Below are 16201 nucleotides of genomic sequence, written 5' to 3'. Positions count from 1 at the left end.
CTTGCCGAGGAGGCAATTTCATGAATTGCATCAAGAGAATCGCGTTGACGTTGGTGCTGGCGTGTATCGCCGGCATATCCGCGGCGGCCGAAAGGCCGATTGAACTCATCATATTCCCTGGCGGTTCCAACTGGCCGCTGTGGGTGGCCCAGGACAAAGGCTTCTTCTCGGTGGAAGGCGTAGCCGTGAACGTGACGCCCACCCCCAGTTCGGTGTTCCAGATGACAAATCTGATCGACGGAAAATTCGATATCGCCATGACCGCCGTGGACAACCTGATCGCCTATCGCGAAGGGCAGGGCGAAGTGTCCGGCAAGGTCGGCGCGGACCTGGTCGCTGTAATGGGCGGGGACCGCGGTTTTCTCAAGTTGGTTGCAGCACCTGGTGTGGAATCCATTGCCGGCCTGCGCGGTAAGACGGTATCGGTGGATGCCAAAAGCTCAGGATACGCAGCGGTCCTGTTCGAACTGCTGGCGCGGGCCGGCTTGGGCGAGGCCGATTACAAGGTCGAACGCGTCGGCGGCGTCCTGCAGCGGTTTCAAGCACTGATGGAAGGCAAGCAGTCGGCCACATTGTTGGTCTCGCCGTTCGAATTACAGGCACAGGCGCGCGGATTCAAAGTGCTTGAATCGGTGTCGGACCGCTTGGGCGCCTACCAAGGGGCGGTCGCCGGCGTACGTCTGGGTTGGGCCCAGCAAAACCAGGCGCGGTTGGAAAGCTTCATCCGCGCTTATGTGAAAGGGGTCGAGTGGCTGTATGACCCGGCGAACAAGGCGGAAGCGCTGCGGCTGTTCCTGGAGCGCATGCCAAACAGCAATCCGGCGATGGCGGAGGCGGCGTTCAAGGTATTGGTGAATGAGAAAAGCGGGTTCCAGCGCCGGGCTGCCCTCGACCCGGCCGGTCTGGAGCAGGTGCTGAAACTGCGTAGCAAGTGGGGCGTGCCCAGCAAGGAAATGGGCAGTCCATCGAAGTACTACGACCGCAGCTATTACGACCGGGCTACCGGCCACTGACTTCTATCAATCAGGCTTTAACAAGGATAGTTGCAATGACTGATGAACTATTGGACCGTCTGGCGATTCGCGATTTGGTGGAGAACTGGGCACTGTGGCGCGACGCGGGCGACTGGGAACGCTTTGCCACTACCTGGCATGACGATGGCGTGATGATGGCGACCTGGTTCCAGGGTCCGGCAAAGGAATTTATTCGCGTGACCCAGGAGGGCTGGGCCAAGGATGTGAGCATCCTGCATTTTCTCGGTGGGACTGCGATCGAACTGGCCGGCCAGCGCGCCATTGTGCAGACCAAGATGACCATCTCGCAGCGCGCGGACGTCGATGGCGTGCCGTGCGATGTGGTGTGCACGGGCCGCTTCTATGACTTCGTCGAGAAACGCGACGGACGCTGGGGTGTCGTGCTGCGACAGCCGATCTACGAGAAAGACCGCATCGATCCGCTGCAGCCTGGGGCCGGACTCGAACTGGACTCCGTGCAGCTGGCGCAGTACCCCGCGGGCTATCGGCATCTGGCCTATATCCAGACCCGCATCGGCTACAACGTCAAGCGCGACATGCCGCAACTCACCGGCCCCGAGGTCGAGGCGCTGTACCAGCGCGGCCAGACCTGGCTGAGCGGCGAAGCGATCTGACAGCACTTGCCAATTTCAACCGAGGTTTGAAGGAGACAACATGGATCGCAGGGAATTTCTGGTCAAGGCTTCAGCCGCCGCCAGTATTTCTTTGTCCGGTTGCGTCAGCTTGCAAAGCGCCAATGAAGCCGACATGATCCTGCGCGACGGCAGGATCTATACGCTCGACGGCCGCAACAGCATCGTATCGTCGATTGCCTTGAAGGGCGGCAAAGTGCTCGCGGCAGGGAGGGATGTCGAGACCGCGCGCTTGCAAGGACCAGGAACCCGCGTCGTTGACCTCGCCGGTCGCGTCGTGATACCAGGCCTGAACGACTCGCACATGCACCTGATCAACGGAGGACTGCAATACAACCTGGAAGTCCGCTGGGACGATGTGCCCTCGCTGGTAGATGCATTGCGAATTCTGCGCGAGCAGGCGCAGCGCACGCCGCCGGGACAGTGGGTACGTGTGCTCGGCGGCTGGTCGGAATTCCAGTTTGCCGAGCAGCGCATGCCGACGATCGCGGAACTGAATGCAGTCTCACCGGACGTGCCGGTCATGGTGCTGCATTTCTACGATACCGCATTGCTGAACAAGGCTGCGGTGCAGGCGCTCGGCTATGGTAGGGATACGCCCCAGCCCCCGGGCGGCGAAATCGTGAAGGATGCACAAGGCGAGCCGACGGGTGTGATCCTGGCCAAGCCCAGTATGTTTGCTGTCTATTCCACCATGCGCCGCGCGCCGCAATTGGGACCGCAAGCGCGCCTGAACTCGATGCGCCAGTTCATGCGTGAACTGAATCGGTTGGGCATCACCAGCGTGAGCGATGGTGGTGCCGACAATAACTTGGCCGACTATGTCCTGATGAAGGAACTGGCGCAGGGCCGGCACATGACCGTGCGGCTGGCCTGCAGCATGTTCAGCTTCTCGCCCGGTAAGGAATATGCAGACTTCGAATCCTGGATCAAACAGGTCAAGCTGAGCGACGATCCGTTTTACAAGATCTATGGCATGGGCGAGATCTTGACCTTCTCTGCCTTCGATTCCGCAAACTTCATTCTGCCCCGGCCCGACTTGCAGCCTACGGCAGAAAAGGATTTCGAAAAGGTGATCCGCTTGTTCGTGGAGAAGGGCTGGCCGTTCCGCTTCCACGCGACGTATGACGAATCGATCAGCCGGCTGTTGGGCGTGCTGGAGAACGTGCACCGCGATGCGCCGTTGGGGAAAGTGCGCTGGATCCTGGATCACGCCGAGACTATCAGCAAGCGTAATATCGACCGCGTAAAGGCATTGGGCGGCGGGATCGCGGTGCAGGATCGCCTGTACTTCCAGGGCGAGAGCTTCATCCGGCGTTACGGCGAAGGGGCGGCCAGGCGCGCCTCGCCGGTGATGGACATGCTCAAGGCCGGCATACCGGTGGGCGCGGGTACCGATGCGACCCGCATCGCCAGCTATAACCCGTGGATTTCACTGTACTGGTTCGTCAGCGGCAAGACCGCAGGCGGCACCCAGCTGGTCGGCGCAGCCAACCGTCTCGACCGACTCGAAGCGCTGCGCCGCTACACGGTTGGCAGCGCCTGGTTCTCCGGCGAGGAAAAAGTAAAAGGGACGCTGGAGCCGGGCAAGTTCGCCGACCTCGTGGTGCTGTCGGAAGATTACTTTGCGGTGCCGGAAGAACGTATCAAGAAGATCGAGTCGGTGCTGACTGTCATGAACGGGCAGGTGGTGTATGCCAAAGGGCCATTCAGGCCGCTGGCGCCGCCGGACTTGCCGTATGACCCCGCATGGTCACCGGCGGCGGTGGCGCGCGCGGACGAGGGCAGTTATCTGGAGACGGCTCTGAAGAGCAGTAACCATGGCTGCGGCCACGTGCACGGCAATGGCGATTTCTGCGGCGGCGTCAGTCATAACCACGGCTGGATCCAGGGCGATGGAGGGGTATGGACGCTGAGCTGCAACTGCATGGTGGTCTAGGCCAGCCAGAGGACAGGCTGAAACGTGAAGGAGTAAGACATGAAAGAACGTGATTTGATCAGTAACTGCGGCGCATTAATGGGGCGGCTCCTTATCGGTACCGTCTATATCGCGAGTGGCATCGGGCTCGTGGGATCGTTCCACGGCGTCACCGCGATGATGACCGGTAGGGGCATACCGCTACCCATGCTGGCCCTTTGCCTCACGATTGCGGTATGGCTTGTCGGCGGTATCTGCGTCATTCTCGGCTGGCAGTTCCGACCTGCCGCTTCGGTGCTTCTCGTGGTCAGCGTTCCGGTGGTGGTTGGTATCCACTGGCCGTGGAGTGCCGGCATGAAGGCATTTCCGGATGAACTGAACCACTTCATGCAAGGGCTGGCAATGCTGGGCGGACTGGCGTATCTGGCAGCGTTCGGGCCCGGCAGGTTTTACATTGGACGGACCCGCCGCATTGCACAGTTCGACGTTATGGAGGCGAGGTGAGAGCGCTGCCATGGGTGCTGATTCTCGCTGAATCGGCAGCCGCGAGCCCAGCCATGGCAGGACCGGATGGCATGGCGATCGAAACCAGGACCATCGCGGCCTACAACCAGGCCAGCTTTGGCGACCGGCAGGGTGATGTTGCCAAGGGCCAGCGCATCGTCATGCAGGCCTGCGCCCAGTGCCACGGCACTCAGGGAAATGCCGTAAGCAGTACGTTTCCGAATCTTTCCGCGCAATTGTCCAGCTACCTTGTGGCGCAATTGATGCTGTTCAAAACAGGCGAGCGCAGAAGTCCGATCATGCAACCTGTCGCCCAGAACCTGAGCGCCAGCGACATGCTGGACGCCGCAGCCTATTATTCGTCGCAGGCGCCCGGCAAGCCCTATGCGTCCAACAATGCGGAACTGCTGGCGCCCGGCGAAAAACTGCACCGCGAGGGGGATTCACAGCGTGGTATCCCGGCATGCATCCATTGTCATGGCGTGACTGGCAGTGCGATCGCGCCAATCTTTCCAAGGATAGGCGGTCAGTCGCCGGACTATCTCGAATTCGTGCTGGGCGTTCTCAAAACCAAGCGCTTTGTCATCCACGAAGCATATGTGATGAAAGCCATTCTCACGAACCTCACGCTAGAGGATATTAAGGCGGTGTCGACCTATACATCGACACTGACCGCCGCCAAACCGGAGAATGGGCGCCGACCGTAAACGATCACGGCGCAGCCGGCGCATACACCTTGACCCATCTATAGATTGAAAGAAAGGAACGCTATTCATGACCACCATCGCTATTGTCTTCCACTCCGGCTATGGGCACACCAAGCGGGTTGCCGAACATGTACGGGCCGGCGCCGCATCGGCCAATGCGACAGTCGAACTCATCGCCATCGATAGAGAAGGCAACATTCCCGAGGCCGCGTGGGAAACGTTGAAGAATGCGGACGGCATGATCTTCGGCTCCCCCACCTACATGGGCAATGTGTCCTGGCAATTCAAGAAGTTTGCTGACGCATCCAGCAAGACCTGGTTCAGGAAAGAATGGAAGGGCAAGGTTGCAGCTGGCTTCACCAACTCGGCCAGCCTGAATGGTGACAAGGGATCGACCATTTCCTACCTGGCGACCTTTGCCGCCCACCATAAGATGCTCTGGGCTGGAACCGACATGCACCCGTCCGCCGAGAAAGCGTCGACCCGCGACGACATCAACCATCTGGGTGGCTACCTTGGCTTGCTGGTGACCACGCCGGGCGACGCCTCGGTCGAGGAGATGATACCCGGCGACCTTAAAACGGCCGAGGTATTCGGCGCCAATGTCGCAGCGGTAGTGAAGCGGCTGGCGTCTCTGCCTGCCCATGCAGACGCCGCCCGGATCCAGTACGCCGCGCAATAGGAACTGTCATGAATATCGGCTTGATCCTTCCACAATTACTGAACGGGCTGCAGTTCGGGATACTCCTGTTCCTGCTGGCGGCCGGCCTGACGCTGGTGTTCGGCATCATGAGTTTCGTGAACCTAGCGCACGGTTCGTTGTACATGCTCGGCGCGTATTTTGCGGCGGCGGCGTTCCAGCAGACCGAGTCGTTCACGGTTGCCGTGCTGGCGGCTGTGGGCGGCTGCGCTGCGCTGGGCGTGGTGCTGGAGCGCATCGCCGTCTCGCGCCTGTACAGCCGCGACCACCTCGATCATGTGCTGGCGACCTTCGGCATGGTGCTGTTCTTTAACGAGGCGGCCCGCATGATCTGGGGCCCGCAACCGCACTTCCTGCCGGTGCCGGCCGCCCTCGAAGGCACGATCGATCTGTTCGGCGCGAGCTATCCGGCCTACCGCTTCGCCATTATCGCGGTCGGCCTGGCGGTGGCGGTTGGCGCGCACTACCTGATGCACCGCACCCGGCTCGGCATGCTGATACGCGCCGGCGCCGTCAATCCGGCCATGGTCGGTGCGCTGGGCGTGAACATCCAGCTGCTCAATGCGCTGCTGTTCGCGCTGGGTGCCGCGATGGCGGGGCTTGCCGGCGTCATGGCCGCGCCCGTCCTGTCAGTGCAGACCGGCATGGGCGAGCCGGTGCTGGTCACCACGCTGGTGGTGATCGTGATCGGCGGCATCGGCTCCGTCAGCGGCGCCTTCTATGCCGCGCTAATCGTCGGGGTGGTCGACACCCTGGGGCGCGCCTTCCTGCCGACCTTGCTGCGCGAGCTGATGAGCCGCGACCTCGCCAATGCGGCGGGGCCGGCGCTGGCTTCGATGATGATTTATGTCCTGATGGCGCTGGTGCTCGCATTCCGCCCCGAGGGCCTGTTCCCCGCCAGGAGAAAATAATGCAAGCCAAACCATCCGCGTTCCGGATTTCCGTGGCGGTGCCGCTGCTGCTGTTCGCGGTACTGGTCCTGCTTCCCTTTGTCGCGCATGCGCTGGAGCAGCCGTTTTATGTCACTTTCGTCGCGCGCATCATCGTCTATGCGATCGCTGCCACCGCGCTCAATCTCGCGCTGGGCTACGGCGGCCTGGTCAGCCTGGGCCATGCGCTGTTTTTCGGGCTGGGCGCTTACAGCGTCGCGATCCCGGCGTTCTACGGCATCGACAGCGGATGGGTCCATCTGGCGGTCTGCGTCGTCACCTGCGGCCTGGTTGGTCTGGTCACCGGCGCGATCAACCTGCGCACCACAGGCATCGCCTTTATCATGATCACGCTGGCGTTCGCACAGATGGGCTATTTCGTCTTCGTCAGCCTGAAGCACTACGGCGGCGACGACGGCACCACGATCCTGGCCACCTCGAAGTTCTTCGGACTTGACCTGGGCCAGCCGGATACCGTCTACGCGTTCTCGCTGGCTGTGCTTGCGCTCCTGATCTGGTGGATGGCGCGATTGCGCGTGGCCCCCTTCGGCATGGTGCTGCGCGGCGCAAAGCGCAACGCCCGGCGCATCAATGCGATCGGGCTGCCGGCACGGCAATACCAGCTGTCTGCCTATGTGCTCTCGGCCATCCTGTGCGGCATCGCCGGCATGCTGCTGGCCAACCTGAACGCGTTTGCGTCGCCCAGTACCCTGTCATGGATGGTGTCGGGCGATCTGATCGTGATGGTAGTACTGGGCGGTATCGGCACGGTGTACGGCGCGCTGCTAGGCGCCTTTGCCTTGCTTGGGCTTGAAGAGGTGATCAAGCTGTTCACCGAACACTGGATGGTGGTGTTCGGCCCGCTCATCGTGCTGATGGCGCTGCTCGGCAAGGCCGGCCTGGTTGGCCTCCTGGAAGGAATCGAAGCACGCTTGGCACAAATGCACGGCCGGCCGCGAGGCAGAGCCGCCGTGGTGCAAGCCAAGTCGGAGGGACAATCATGAGCGCCAACCTGTTGCGAACAGAAGCGCTGGTCAAGCGTTACGGCGGCTTGCTGGTCACCGACCACGTGTCGCTGGATATCCAAGCCGGCGAACTACATGCCATCATCGGCCCCAACGGCGCCGGCAAGACCACGCTTATCAACCAGCTGTCGGGCGAACTGTCTTCCAGTGAGGGCAGGGTGCTGTTCTCCGGCACGGACATGAGCGCGCTGCCGACACACCGGCGTGCGCAGATGGGCTTGCTGCGTTCCTACCAGATCACGTCCATCTTCGAGGAGTTCACCGTGCGCGAAAACGCCGTGTTGTCCGCGCTGGGTGCGCAGGAACATGCGTTCCGCTTCTGGCAACCGATGCTCGGCCGCACGCCGCTGGTCGAGGCGGCCGAAGCCGCGCTGCAGGCCACCGGCATGGCGGGGCGGGCCGATATCCCCGCTGCCGATCTCGGCTATGGGGAGCGGCGCCAGCTGGAGCTGGCCATGGCGCTCGCTGCGCAACCGAAGTGCCTGCTGCTCGATGAGCCGATGGCGGGTATGAGCCCACAGGAATCGGGCGCGGTGGTCGAATTACTGAAAAGTCTGAAAGGCCGCTATTCGATCTTGCTGATCGAGCACGACATGGAAGCGGTATTTGCGCTGGCAGACCGCATCACAGTGTTGGTCTACGGGAGAGTGATGTTTACCGGCACTCCGGACCAAGTCAGGGAGAACCCGGCAGTCAAGACCATCTATCTCGGTGAAGAAGATATTAAGGAGTGCACTCATGACTAGCTTGCTCAACGTGCAGAATGTGCAGGCCTCCTATGGGCATGCGCAGGCACTCTTTGGCGTCTCGTTCAATGTCAAGGCGGGTGAAGTCGTTACGCTACTCGGGCGCAACGGCATGGGGCGTTCCACCACGATCAAATGCCTGTTCGGCCTGTTGCCCGTCAAATCGGGCGCGATCCGGTTCGCCGGCCACTCGGTCAATACGCTGGCGTCGCACCAGATTGCGCGGCTGGGACTGGGCCTGGTGCCGGAAGGCCGCCAGGTGTTTCCCAACCTGACGGTGGAAGAAAACCTGGTGGCAACGGCGCGGGCCAGCCGGGACCTGGAGTCGTCCCGCAAGAAGTGGACGCTGGAGCGGGTGTACGGCTTATTCCCACGCCTGAAGGAGCGCCGCGGCAACCTGGGGTGGCAGTTGTCCGGCGGCGAGCAGCAGATGCTGGCGATCGGGCGCGCGCTGATGACCAATCCGCGCTTGCTGGTTCTGGACGAGGCCACCGAGGGACTGGCGCCCATCATCCGCGCGGAAATCTGGAACGCCCTGAGCGAACTGAAATGCGACGGCTTGTCGCAAATCGTGATCGACAAGAATGTCGGCGCGCTACTGAGATTCGCCGACCGACACTTCGTGATGGAAAAGGGAAAGGTCGTGTGGAGCGGCAGCTCGGACGCCTTGCGTAACGAACCGGCCATCATTCATCAGTATCTGGGAGTCTAGTCGCGCAAGGTATCCTCGTCCGCCCCAAACTGGGCCAGGCCTTGCTTGAGCAGCTTGAAGCTTGTCGCACCCAATTCGTCCTGCATTTCATGCTCGGCTTGCTTGATGGCGATTTCAAAGGATTCAAGCCAGGCCAGCCCAGCATTAGTGAAATGCACGATGCGGGCACGCTTGTCATCCGGGTCCGGAATGCGTTCTATCAGGCCGATTTCCTCAAGCTGGCCGATTAGCTCGCCCACGGATTGTTTGGTGATGTCGGCCCGCTTCGCAATCTCCGTCGCGCGCGTGCCACCCACATCCAGATTGCGGGTTATCGACATCTGGCTCAAGGTGAACTCGCCATAGCCAGCTTCGGCCATCAATTCCAACACACGCTTTTCAAAGCGCTGGGTCGCCATATTCAACAGCCGGCCTATGTTGCTTTTGCGCCATTCGTAGGCAGCCGTGCTGGTGGCCGGGGACTCCGTCTTTTTCGTGTTCTTTCTTTTTGCCGTCATGTTTGCATTAAATACCTGCCGTGAACCGGCGCCAATTGACAATCGTACCCGCTTCCGCCCTTGACCATGTAGTCAGACTACCTTACTATCGCATTTAAGTAAGGAAACCTTACTAGTTTCCCTGCGACTCTCTACATCAGATAGTGAAACGAGGTCTATATGCTGCCAGTCAAAAGCTCAGTTGTGATCATTGGAGGAGGCCCCTGCGGGCTGATGCTCGCGAACGAATTAGGGCGACGCGGGATAGCAGCGGTGCTGGTGGACGAAAAGCCCGGCACCGCATTCAACCCGCAGGCCAACGCCACGCAGGCGCGGACGATGGAGCATTTCCGGCGCCTGGGTTTTGCCGATGAAGTAAGAAGCCTGGGCTTGCCTGCCGACTATCCGACGGATATCGCGTACTTCACGCGCTTCTGCAAGCACGAGATCGGCAGGTTCGAACTGCCGTCGGCGAGACAAGCCAGGGAGAAGGTCAACGGCCTGGCGGGCTCCTGGAGCACGGCTGAATTGCCACACCGCGTGTCGCAGAAATACGTCGAGGCGGTGTTACGCAAGCAGGCAGAGTGCCTCCCTGGCGTGTCGGTCAACTATGGCTGGCGCATGAACGCCTTCCGGCAGCTCGATACCCATGTCGAAGTCGACGTCGAGCGCGTCGAGGACGGACTACGGCAGACGTTGACCGCCAGCTACATGGTGGGCGCCGACGGCCCGCGCAGCAGGACACGCGAGGCACTGGGCCTGTTCTATACCGGAGAGACCGGGGTGATCCGGGACTTCATGGGCGGCCGCATGTACGCCATTTATGCCCGCTGCCCGGAACTGTACCGCGTCAGCCCCCACCCCCGGGCGTGGATGAATGTGTGCTTCAACACCGAACGCCGGGCCTTTATGGCGGCCGTGGATGGCAAGGGCGAATTCGCCTTCCATACGCAGCTCCAGCCGCATGAAGTCGAGACCGAGCTGACTGAAGACGACGCCCGCCGCATGTTCCAGGCCGCCGCCGGCGCCCCGGTCGAGGTGGAGATTCTTTCGCGCGGGTCGTGGACCGCCGGCCACTCGCTGGTCAGCAATCGTTTCCGCTCAGGACGCGTGTTCCTGGGCGGCGATGCAGTGCACCTGTTCACGCCAGCTGGCGGGCTGGGTTATAACACGGCGATCGAGGACGCGGTCAACCTCGCCTGGAAACTCGCCGCCGTCATCAAGGACAAGGCCGCGGCCACGCTGCTAGACAGCTATGAGGCGGAACGCCAGCCGATTGCCAAACGCAATACGAGTTACGCCAAAACTTTTGCCGATTCGCTGGGGCTCTTCAAGCCAGTTTCGGAGATTGAAGAAGATAGTCCTGCGGGCGCGCGCGCCCGGGAACAGGCCGGGCATTATTTCCGGGCACATGGCCGCGCCGAATTCAATATTCCAGGCGTCACCTTCGGCGGCCGCTATGACGGTTCCGCCGCCATCGTCTCGGACGGCACAGTGCCGCCACCCGACAAGGCAAACGAATATATCCCGAGCGCCTGCCCCGGCGGCCGTCCGCCCCACTTGTGGTTGGCGGATGGCAGTTCGCTGTTTGACGCGTTTGGCTTTGAATGGACCTTGTTGGTCCTGGGGGCCGATGAGGGAGGCGGCAACGCCATGGTTGAGGAAGCCGAGCGCAGAAAGATCGACCTTAAGGTGGCCACCCTGCAGGTTGCCGAAGCGCGGGCGTTGTACGAAGCGGACTTTGCGTTGATACGGCCGGACCAGATTGTCGCCTGGCGCGGCAATTCCTGCGCCCGGGCGAAAGAAATTTTCCATCAAATCTTAGGCGAGCCACCATGCAAAATTTGAACGAAGACACGATTACACACGCAGTCATCGAGCAAATCGCCCACACGCCGAACCCGCGCCTCAAGCGGATCCTGACTAGCCTTGTCCAGCATCTGCATAACTTCGCGCGCGAAGTGGAACTGTCCGAAGACGAATTGATGACAGCGATCCAGTTCCTGACGCGGTCCGGGCAGATGTGCAGTGACAAGCGCCAGGAATTCATCCTGCTGTCGGATACGCTCGGCTTGTCGACGCTGGTGATGGCCATGAATAACCGCAAGCCGCCGGCATGCACGGAGTCGACCGTGTTCGGTCCTTTCCATGTCGAGAACGCGCCGGTTTTCCCGCTCGGGGCCGACGTTGCCAACGGCGCCAAGGGCGAGCCGTGTTTCGTGTCCGGGGTGATACGCGGCGTGGACGGCGAGCCGGTGCCGCATGCGCGCATCGAAGTATGGCAAGCGGACGAGGACGGCTACTATGACGTTCAATATGCCGGCCTGGGCAAGTTCCAGGGGCGCGGCGTCCTGTGCGCCGACCAGGATGGACGTTACTACTTCCGTTCCATTGTGGCCGAGCCTTATCCGATTCCACACGACGGTCCGGTCGGAGACATGCTGCGCGCGACAGAACGGCATCCGTGGCGGCCGGCTCACCTGCATTTCTTGATCAAGCAGACGGGCTACCAGACCCTGATCACCCATATTTTCCGCAAGGGCGGTACCTATCTCGATTCGGACGCAGTGTTTGGCGTCCGCTCCACGCTGATCGCCGACTGGCTGCGCCATGAACCTGGTCGTGCGCCCGACGGTTCGATCATGGAAGTCCCCTTTTACACGCTCGAGTACGACTTCGTGCTCAATCCGGCAAAGAAGGATAGATGAAGGAGAGTCAGATGTTGGAGTTCACCTATGAAAGCCGCATCCCGCGCATAGTGTTCGAACCAGGTGCGCTGCGGCATCTGCGGAGGGAAGTGGAACTGCTCGACCACCAAGGCCCTGGTGCTGTCGACGCCTGACCAGTTGCGGCAGGCCGAGATGGTGGCGGGAGAGTTGGGCCAGCGCTGCGCCGGCATCTTTGCCAAGGCGGTGATGCATGTGCCGATCGAATCGGCGCGGGCAGCGCGCGACGAGGCGCGCCGCATCGGCGCGGACTGCGCCATCGCCATCGGGAGCGGTTCCACCATCGGCCTGGGAAAAGCCATCGCTCTCGAATCAGGGCTGCCCATCCTGGCGATACCGACCACCTATTCCGGCTCGGAAGTCACACCGATTTACGGCGTCACCGAAGCCGACATCAAAAAAACCGGCCGGGACCCGTGCGTGCTGCCGCAAACCGTGCTCTACGATCCGGAACTGACCACGACGTTGCCATTCTCGCTGTCGGTGACCAGTGGCATCAACGATCGCGCATGCCGCCGAGGTGCTGTATGCGCAGGATTGCAACCCGATCATGGAACTGCTGGCGATAGAGGGTATCCGCGCGCTAGCGCAGGGATTGCCCAAGCTGAAGGACAACCCGGGCGACATCGGAGGCCGTGGCGAGTGCTTGTACGGTGCATGGCTGTGCGGCACGGTGCTGGGCAACGTCGGCATGGCTCTGCATCATAAGCTTTGCCACACGCTGGAGGGCGCCTTCAATCTGCCGCATGCCGAAACCCATACCATTATCCTGCCGCACGCGCTGGCCTATAACGCACCCGCCGTTCCCGCGGTCATGTGCCGCATCGCACTTGCCATCGACGAGGAAGACGCTGCCACCGGGCTGTGGCAGCTGGCAAAAAGCCTAGGTGCCCCAGTCGCGCTGCGCGACATCGGCATGAAGCAGGAAGACATAGCCCGCGCGGTGGAATTGGCGGCCACGGCCGCCTACCCCAATCCGCGGCCATTGGAGGTGGATGCGTTGCGAGGCCTGCTGGAACGCGCATACACCGGTCAGCCCCCCTTGATACTCGAGGAGTAAAGCCCATGTTCCTGAAAAGCCAAAGGCAAGGTCGTCGCACTGGAAGATTTCTGCCCTCACCGCGGCGCGCCGCTGTCACTGGGCTTTTTGCGCGACGGTAAGCTGATCTGCGGTTAGCACGGCCTCGAAATCGAATGCGAAGGCACGACCATCTCCATGCCGCTGCAGCACGTCGGCGCTTCCATGCATCCGCAGTTCTCCCGTGGTGGAGCGCCATGGCTTCGTTTGGGTCTGGCCGGGCGATGCGGCGCAAGCCGATCCCGCGTTGATCCATCCGCTGGAATGGGCGGAGAGCCCGGATCGGGGCTATGGCGGAGGCCTGTATCACATCGGTTGCGACTACTGCCTGATGATCGACAACCTGATTGACCTGACGCATGAGACCTATGTGCATTCCAGCAGCATCGGCCAGCGGGAAAACGACGAGACGCCGCGCGGCCCGACCCAGGGACGCATCTGTACGTGTGCGGACCCGCCGGCTTCATCGAGTATGTGACCTCAACCGCGAAGCAGAGTGGCTGGGCCAGCGGCAATGTGCATCTGGAATACTTTGGCGGGACACGTCGGCGGATAGCGAGTTCGAGGTGAAGGTCGGCAGCAGTTGCAGATGCCTTACTGTGCCGGCCAATAAAACCGTCGTGCCCGTGCTCGAGGAAAACGGTATCGATGTTCCGCTCTCCTGCGAGCAAGGGGTATGCGGGACCTGCATCACGCACCTGCTGGATGGCGCGCCGGAACAGGGATGTGTACTTCACGGACGATGAGCGCGCGAAGAACGATCAATTCATACCGTGTTGTTCAAGGGCGAAGATCAGCGTGCTGGTGCTGGATCTGTAAGGATCGCATGCGCCGGATAGACGCCCGCATAGTTCGATGATTGCCACGGTTTCCGAGAGCTATGCGATGCCTGCGCGAAGCCATTCGGCTTGCGGTACTTGGCCTTTTAGTCCCTTGCCGCCATGGGAACTCGACCAGGATATTAAAAATGAAGCATAAGTTGGATTTATACAATGGTTTTACCTGTGACATCTGGATTTAGGAGGCCGGGCCGACAAGAATATGGTCAGGAGTAGTAGCGCGACCCCGTCGCTGAGTACCGCACCCTCATTTAATGCGCGCCTTGTTATCTCGCATGACTGAAGACGACATCCCAGCCGTCAATAGTCTACTAAGGGCGTCACCGCCAAAATCGTCCATCGCACTCAAAAGAAGCCATTGTCATGATTATTGAGCAACGCACCTACTCATTGAAGCCGGGCAAGGTACGAGAGTTCCTGTCCCTTTACGAAGCCGAGGGTCTGGGCATCCAAGCGGAGGCACTGGGTAACCTCCTGGGGTACTTCACCACGGAGACGGGGGAGCTGAATCGAGTTGTACAGCTGTGGGGTTTTGATTCGTTTGAAGAGAGAGTACACCGTCGGGCAACCCTCTCTGGCAAAGAGTCATGGCGCGCGTTCCTGGCCAAGGCTGGTTCATTCGTTATTGCGCAAAAGAGTGAGATTCTTCTACCAGCGCCGTTCTCTCCTATCCGGTGAAGGGCCAAGATGATTCGCTCACACAAGCGGTTGGTCTCACCGTTACGGAACTGAAAGTCAGCGGGCGATGTACACGGACATCCTTCGCATGAAGATATCCGATAGGGGCGGGCGTTCCCGCATAGTTCGGCTGGCGGCAATGACCAGATGATCGCATTGTCAAAAGTTCGCATGCTGGCTTGCACCACCTCAGGCCCGGTCGTGCGCTACCGCGAAGGGGCCGCGACAAACGGGTGGCTAATGCGTGATAAAAATATATAAAACCAAAACATGGAGGAGATAATATGAAGATTCGCACGATTGCGACGGCGCTCTTGACTGCAACCCCAGGCTTGGCCGGTGCGCAGAACGTGACACTATATGGCGTGGTCGACACAGGTGTCGCATTTGTCAATGGCGTAGGCGCGGCACGGGATACCGAGGCGTTCATGCCGAACTTGACCGCTACCGTACCGTCGCGCTGGGGGCTACGTGGTAGCGAGGACCTGGGAGGGGGAAACAAGGCACTCTTCTGGCTGGAGTCTGGCTTTTCGCCAGATAGCGGCGCGGCAAATCAGGGCGGGCGGTTGTTCGGTCGCCAAGCGCTTGTAGGCCTATCCGGCGCGTGGGGCCAGGTGGCATTTGGACGTCAGTACACGATGCTGTTCTGGGCAATGGCGGAGCCTGACATGCTTGGGCCCAACATCTTCGGATCAGGTTCTCTCGACAGCTATATCCCGAACACGCGAGCAGACAATGCCATTTCCTACAAGGGTACTTTTGGCGGAGTGACGGTTGGGGCCACTTACAGCTTTGGGCGTGATGTCGTCAATGCCGGCCCAAGCCCAGCCGGTACGAATTGCGCCGGCGAAAACACGGCGGACAGTCGTGCATGCCGGGAGTGGTCGGCGCTGTTCAAGTATGACGCTCAGCGTTGGAGTGTAGGAGTGGCCTACGATTCTCTGCGAGGCGGGCCCGGTGCGTTCGGTGGCCTCACGAACAGTTCACTGACCGACGACCGGCTATCCGTGAACGGCTACTTCATGCTTGGCGATGCCAAGATTGGTGGAGGATGGCTTCGCCGCGATAATCGCGCAAGCACAACCCCACGCAGCGACATGTACTACGCAGGCGTTTCGTATCCGATCACAGCAGCATTCAGTGTGGACGCCGAGGCCTACCATCTCCGCTTCCACGATAGCCCCAATAAAGCATGGATGTTCGCCGGGCGCGGAACCTATGCCTTTTCGAAGCGTACTTCTGCTTACGGGACGGCAGGCTTTATTGACAACCGTGGAAACTTGGCATTGTCCGTCAACGGCGGCCAGGCTGGCACAAATCCGGGACCCGGCGGAAATCAATTCGGCGCAATGGTCGGTGTGAAGCACACCTTCTGAGGAGGCTCCTCGCCCAGAAGGCTTTGCATAACCCGACGCAGCAAGGCAGCGCCCTCGGTTTCCGTCTAATCGCACTGGGACTCTGTTCAGAGTAGGCCTTGCAGAGCTCTGATTCAGTCTT

16 protein-coding genes and 2 pseudogenes are annotated in these 16201 nt (G+C 60.8%); 17 read left to right on the top strand and 1 reads right to left on the bottom strand.

What is annotated here, in order from left to right; all coding sequences use genetic code 11:
* Positions 1-20: 20 nt before the first annotated feature.
* The 10 genes from ABNX08_RS38585 to ABNX08_RS38540 all read left to right on the top strand — a co-directional run bounded on the left by ABNX08_RS38585 (position 21) and on the right by ABNX08_RS38540 (position 8907).
* Positions 21-1013: an ABC transporter substrate-binding protein gene (locus tag ABNX08_RS38585; protein ID WP_349606420.1), complete on the top strand. Its 993-nt coding sequence runs from the start codon at positions 21-23 to the stop codon at positions 1011-1013.
* A gap of 35 nt (positions 1014-1048) precedes the next feature.
* The gene (locus ABNX08_RS38580) at positions 1049-1648 is read left to right on the top strand and encodes a nuclear transport factor 2 family protein (RefSeq protein ID WP_349606422.1); all 600 of its coding nucleotides are present in this window, start codon (positions 1049-1051) and stop codon (positions 1646-1648) included.
* Between the two features lie 133 nt (positions 1649-1781).
* Positions 1782-3605: an amidohydrolase gene (locus ABNX08_RS38575; protein WP_374063822.1), complete on the top strand. Its 1824-nt coding sequence runs from the start codon at positions 1782-1784 to the stop codon at positions 3603-3605.
* Between the two features lie 39 nt (positions 3606-3644).
* Positions 3645-4088, top strand: coding sequence for a DoxX family protein (locus ABNX08_RS38570; protein WP_349606426.1), 444 nt, complete (start codon positions 3645-3647; stop codon positions 4086-4088).
* 71 nt (positions 4089-4159) lie between these two features.
* Positions 4160-4795 carry a c-type cytochrome gene (locus ABNX08_RS38565; protein ID WP_349606428.1) on the top strand — a complete coding sequence of 212 codons (636 nt, stop codon included), beginning with the start codon at positions 4160-4162 and terminating at the stop codon, positions 4793-4795.
* Between the two features lie 67 nt (positions 4796-4862).
* On the top strand, positions 4863-5477 hold the full coding sequence (locus tag ABNX08_RS38560) for a flavodoxin family protein (RefSeq protein WP_349606430.1): 615 nt from the start codon (positions 4863-4865) through the stop codon (positions 5475-5477).
* A gap of 8 nt (positions 5478-5485) precedes the next feature.
* Positions 5486-6406 (top strand): branched-chain amino acid ABC transporter permease, encoded by a 921-nt coding sequence (locus ABNX08_RS38555; RefSeq protein WP_349606433.1) that lies wholly within the window; start codon positions 5486-5488, stop codon positions 6404-6406.
* On the top strand, positions 6406-7428 hold the full coding sequence (locus ABNX08_RS38550; RefSeq protein WP_349606435.1) for a branched-chain amino acid ABC transporter permease: 1023 nt from the start codon (positions 6406-6408) through the stop codon (positions 7426-7428). The genes ABNX08_RS38555 and ABNX08_RS38550 overlap by 1 nt, the downstream gene beginning before the upstream one ends.
* The gene (locus tag ABNX08_RS38545; protein ID WP_349606437.1) at positions 7425-8195 is read left to right on the top strand and encodes an ABC transporter ATP-binding protein; all 771 of its coding nucleotides are present in this window, start codon (positions 7425-7427) and stop codon (positions 8193-8195) included. Before ABNX08_RS38550 ends, ABNX08_RS38545 begins: the two co-directional genes overlap by 4 nt.
* Positions 8188-8907 carry an ABC transporter ATP-binding protein gene (locus tag ABNX08_RS38540; RefSeq protein ID WP_349606439.1) on the top strand — a complete coding sequence of 240 codons (720 nt, stop codon included), beginning with the start codon at positions 8188-8190 and terminating at the stop codon, positions 8905-8907. The genes ABNX08_RS38545 and ABNX08_RS38540 overlap by 8 nt, the downstream gene beginning before the upstream one ends.
* Here the strand turns inward: ABNX08_RS38540 and ABNX08_RS38535 are convergent.
* Positions 8904-9446 carry a MarR family transcriptional regulator gene (locus ABNX08_RS38535; protein ID WP_349606441.1) on the bottom strand — a complete coding sequence of 181 codons (543 nt, stop codon included), beginning with the start codon at positions 9444-9446 and terminating at the stop codon, positions 8904-8906. The genes ABNX08_RS38540 and ABNX08_RS38535 overlap by 4 nt on opposite strands.
* 171 nt (positions 9447-9617) lie before the next feature.
* On the opposite strand from ABNX08_RS38535, the gene ABNX08_RS38530 reads away from it, so the two are divergent.
* From ABNX08_RS38530 to ABNX08_RS38500, 7 genes and pseudogenes are all read left to right on the top strand, one after another.
* Positions 9618-11231 (top strand): FAD-dependent oxidoreductase, encoded by a 1614-nt coding sequence (locus ABNX08_RS38530; protein ID WP_374063737.1) that lies wholly within the window; start codon positions 9618-9620, stop codon positions 11229-11231.
* The gene (locus tag ABNX08_RS38525) at positions 11219-12091 is read left to right on the top strand and encodes an intradiol ring-cleavage dioxygenase (protein ID WP_349606445.1); all 873 of its coding nucleotides are present in this window, start codon (positions 11219-11221) and stop codon (positions 12089-12091) included. Before ABNX08_RS38530 ends, ABNX08_RS38525 begins: the two co-directional genes overlap by 13 nt.
* Before the next feature lie 11 nt (positions 12092-12102).
* Positions 12103-13169 (top strand): annotated as a pseudogene (locus ABNX08_RS38520) (maleylacetate reductase).
* Between the two features lie 18 nt (positions 13170-13187).
* Positions 13188-13602 (top strand): annotated as a pseudogene (locus ABNX08_RS38515) (Rieske 2Fe-2S domain-containing protein); the annotation flags it as partial.
* Positions 13547-13933: a 2Fe-2S iron-sulfur cluster-binding protein gene (locus ABNX08_RS38510; protein WP_374063816.1), complete on the top strand. Its 387-nt coding sequence runs from the start codon at positions 13547-13549 to the stop codon at positions 13931-13933. The pseudogene ABNX08_RS38515 and the gene ABNX08_RS38510, both read left to right, overlap by 56 nt.
* Before the next feature lie 456 nt (positions 13934-14389).
* Positions 14390-14704 carry an NIPSNAP family protein gene (locus ABNX08_RS38505; RefSeq protein WP_349606449.1) on the top strand — a complete coding sequence of 105 codons (315 nt, stop codon included), beginning with the start codon at positions 14390-14392 and terminating at the stop codon, positions 14702-14704.
* Between the two features lie 284 nt (positions 14705-14988).
* Positions 14989-16080 carry a porin gene (locus tag ABNX08_RS38500; protein ID WP_349606451.1) on the top strand — a complete coding sequence of 364 codons (1092 nt, stop codon included), beginning with the start codon at positions 14989-14991 and terminating at the stop codon, positions 16078-16080.
* Positions 16081-16201: the final 121 nt, after the last annotated feature.

It is taken from the genome of Cupriavidus sp. DF5525 (assembly GCF_040149425.2).
GTDB classification, from domain to species: Bacteria; Pseudomonadota; Gammaproteobacteria; order Burkholderiales; family Burkholderiaceae; genus Cupriavidus; species Cupriavidus pickettii_A.
This window is presented reverse-complemented; position numbering and strand designations above follow the sequence as displayed.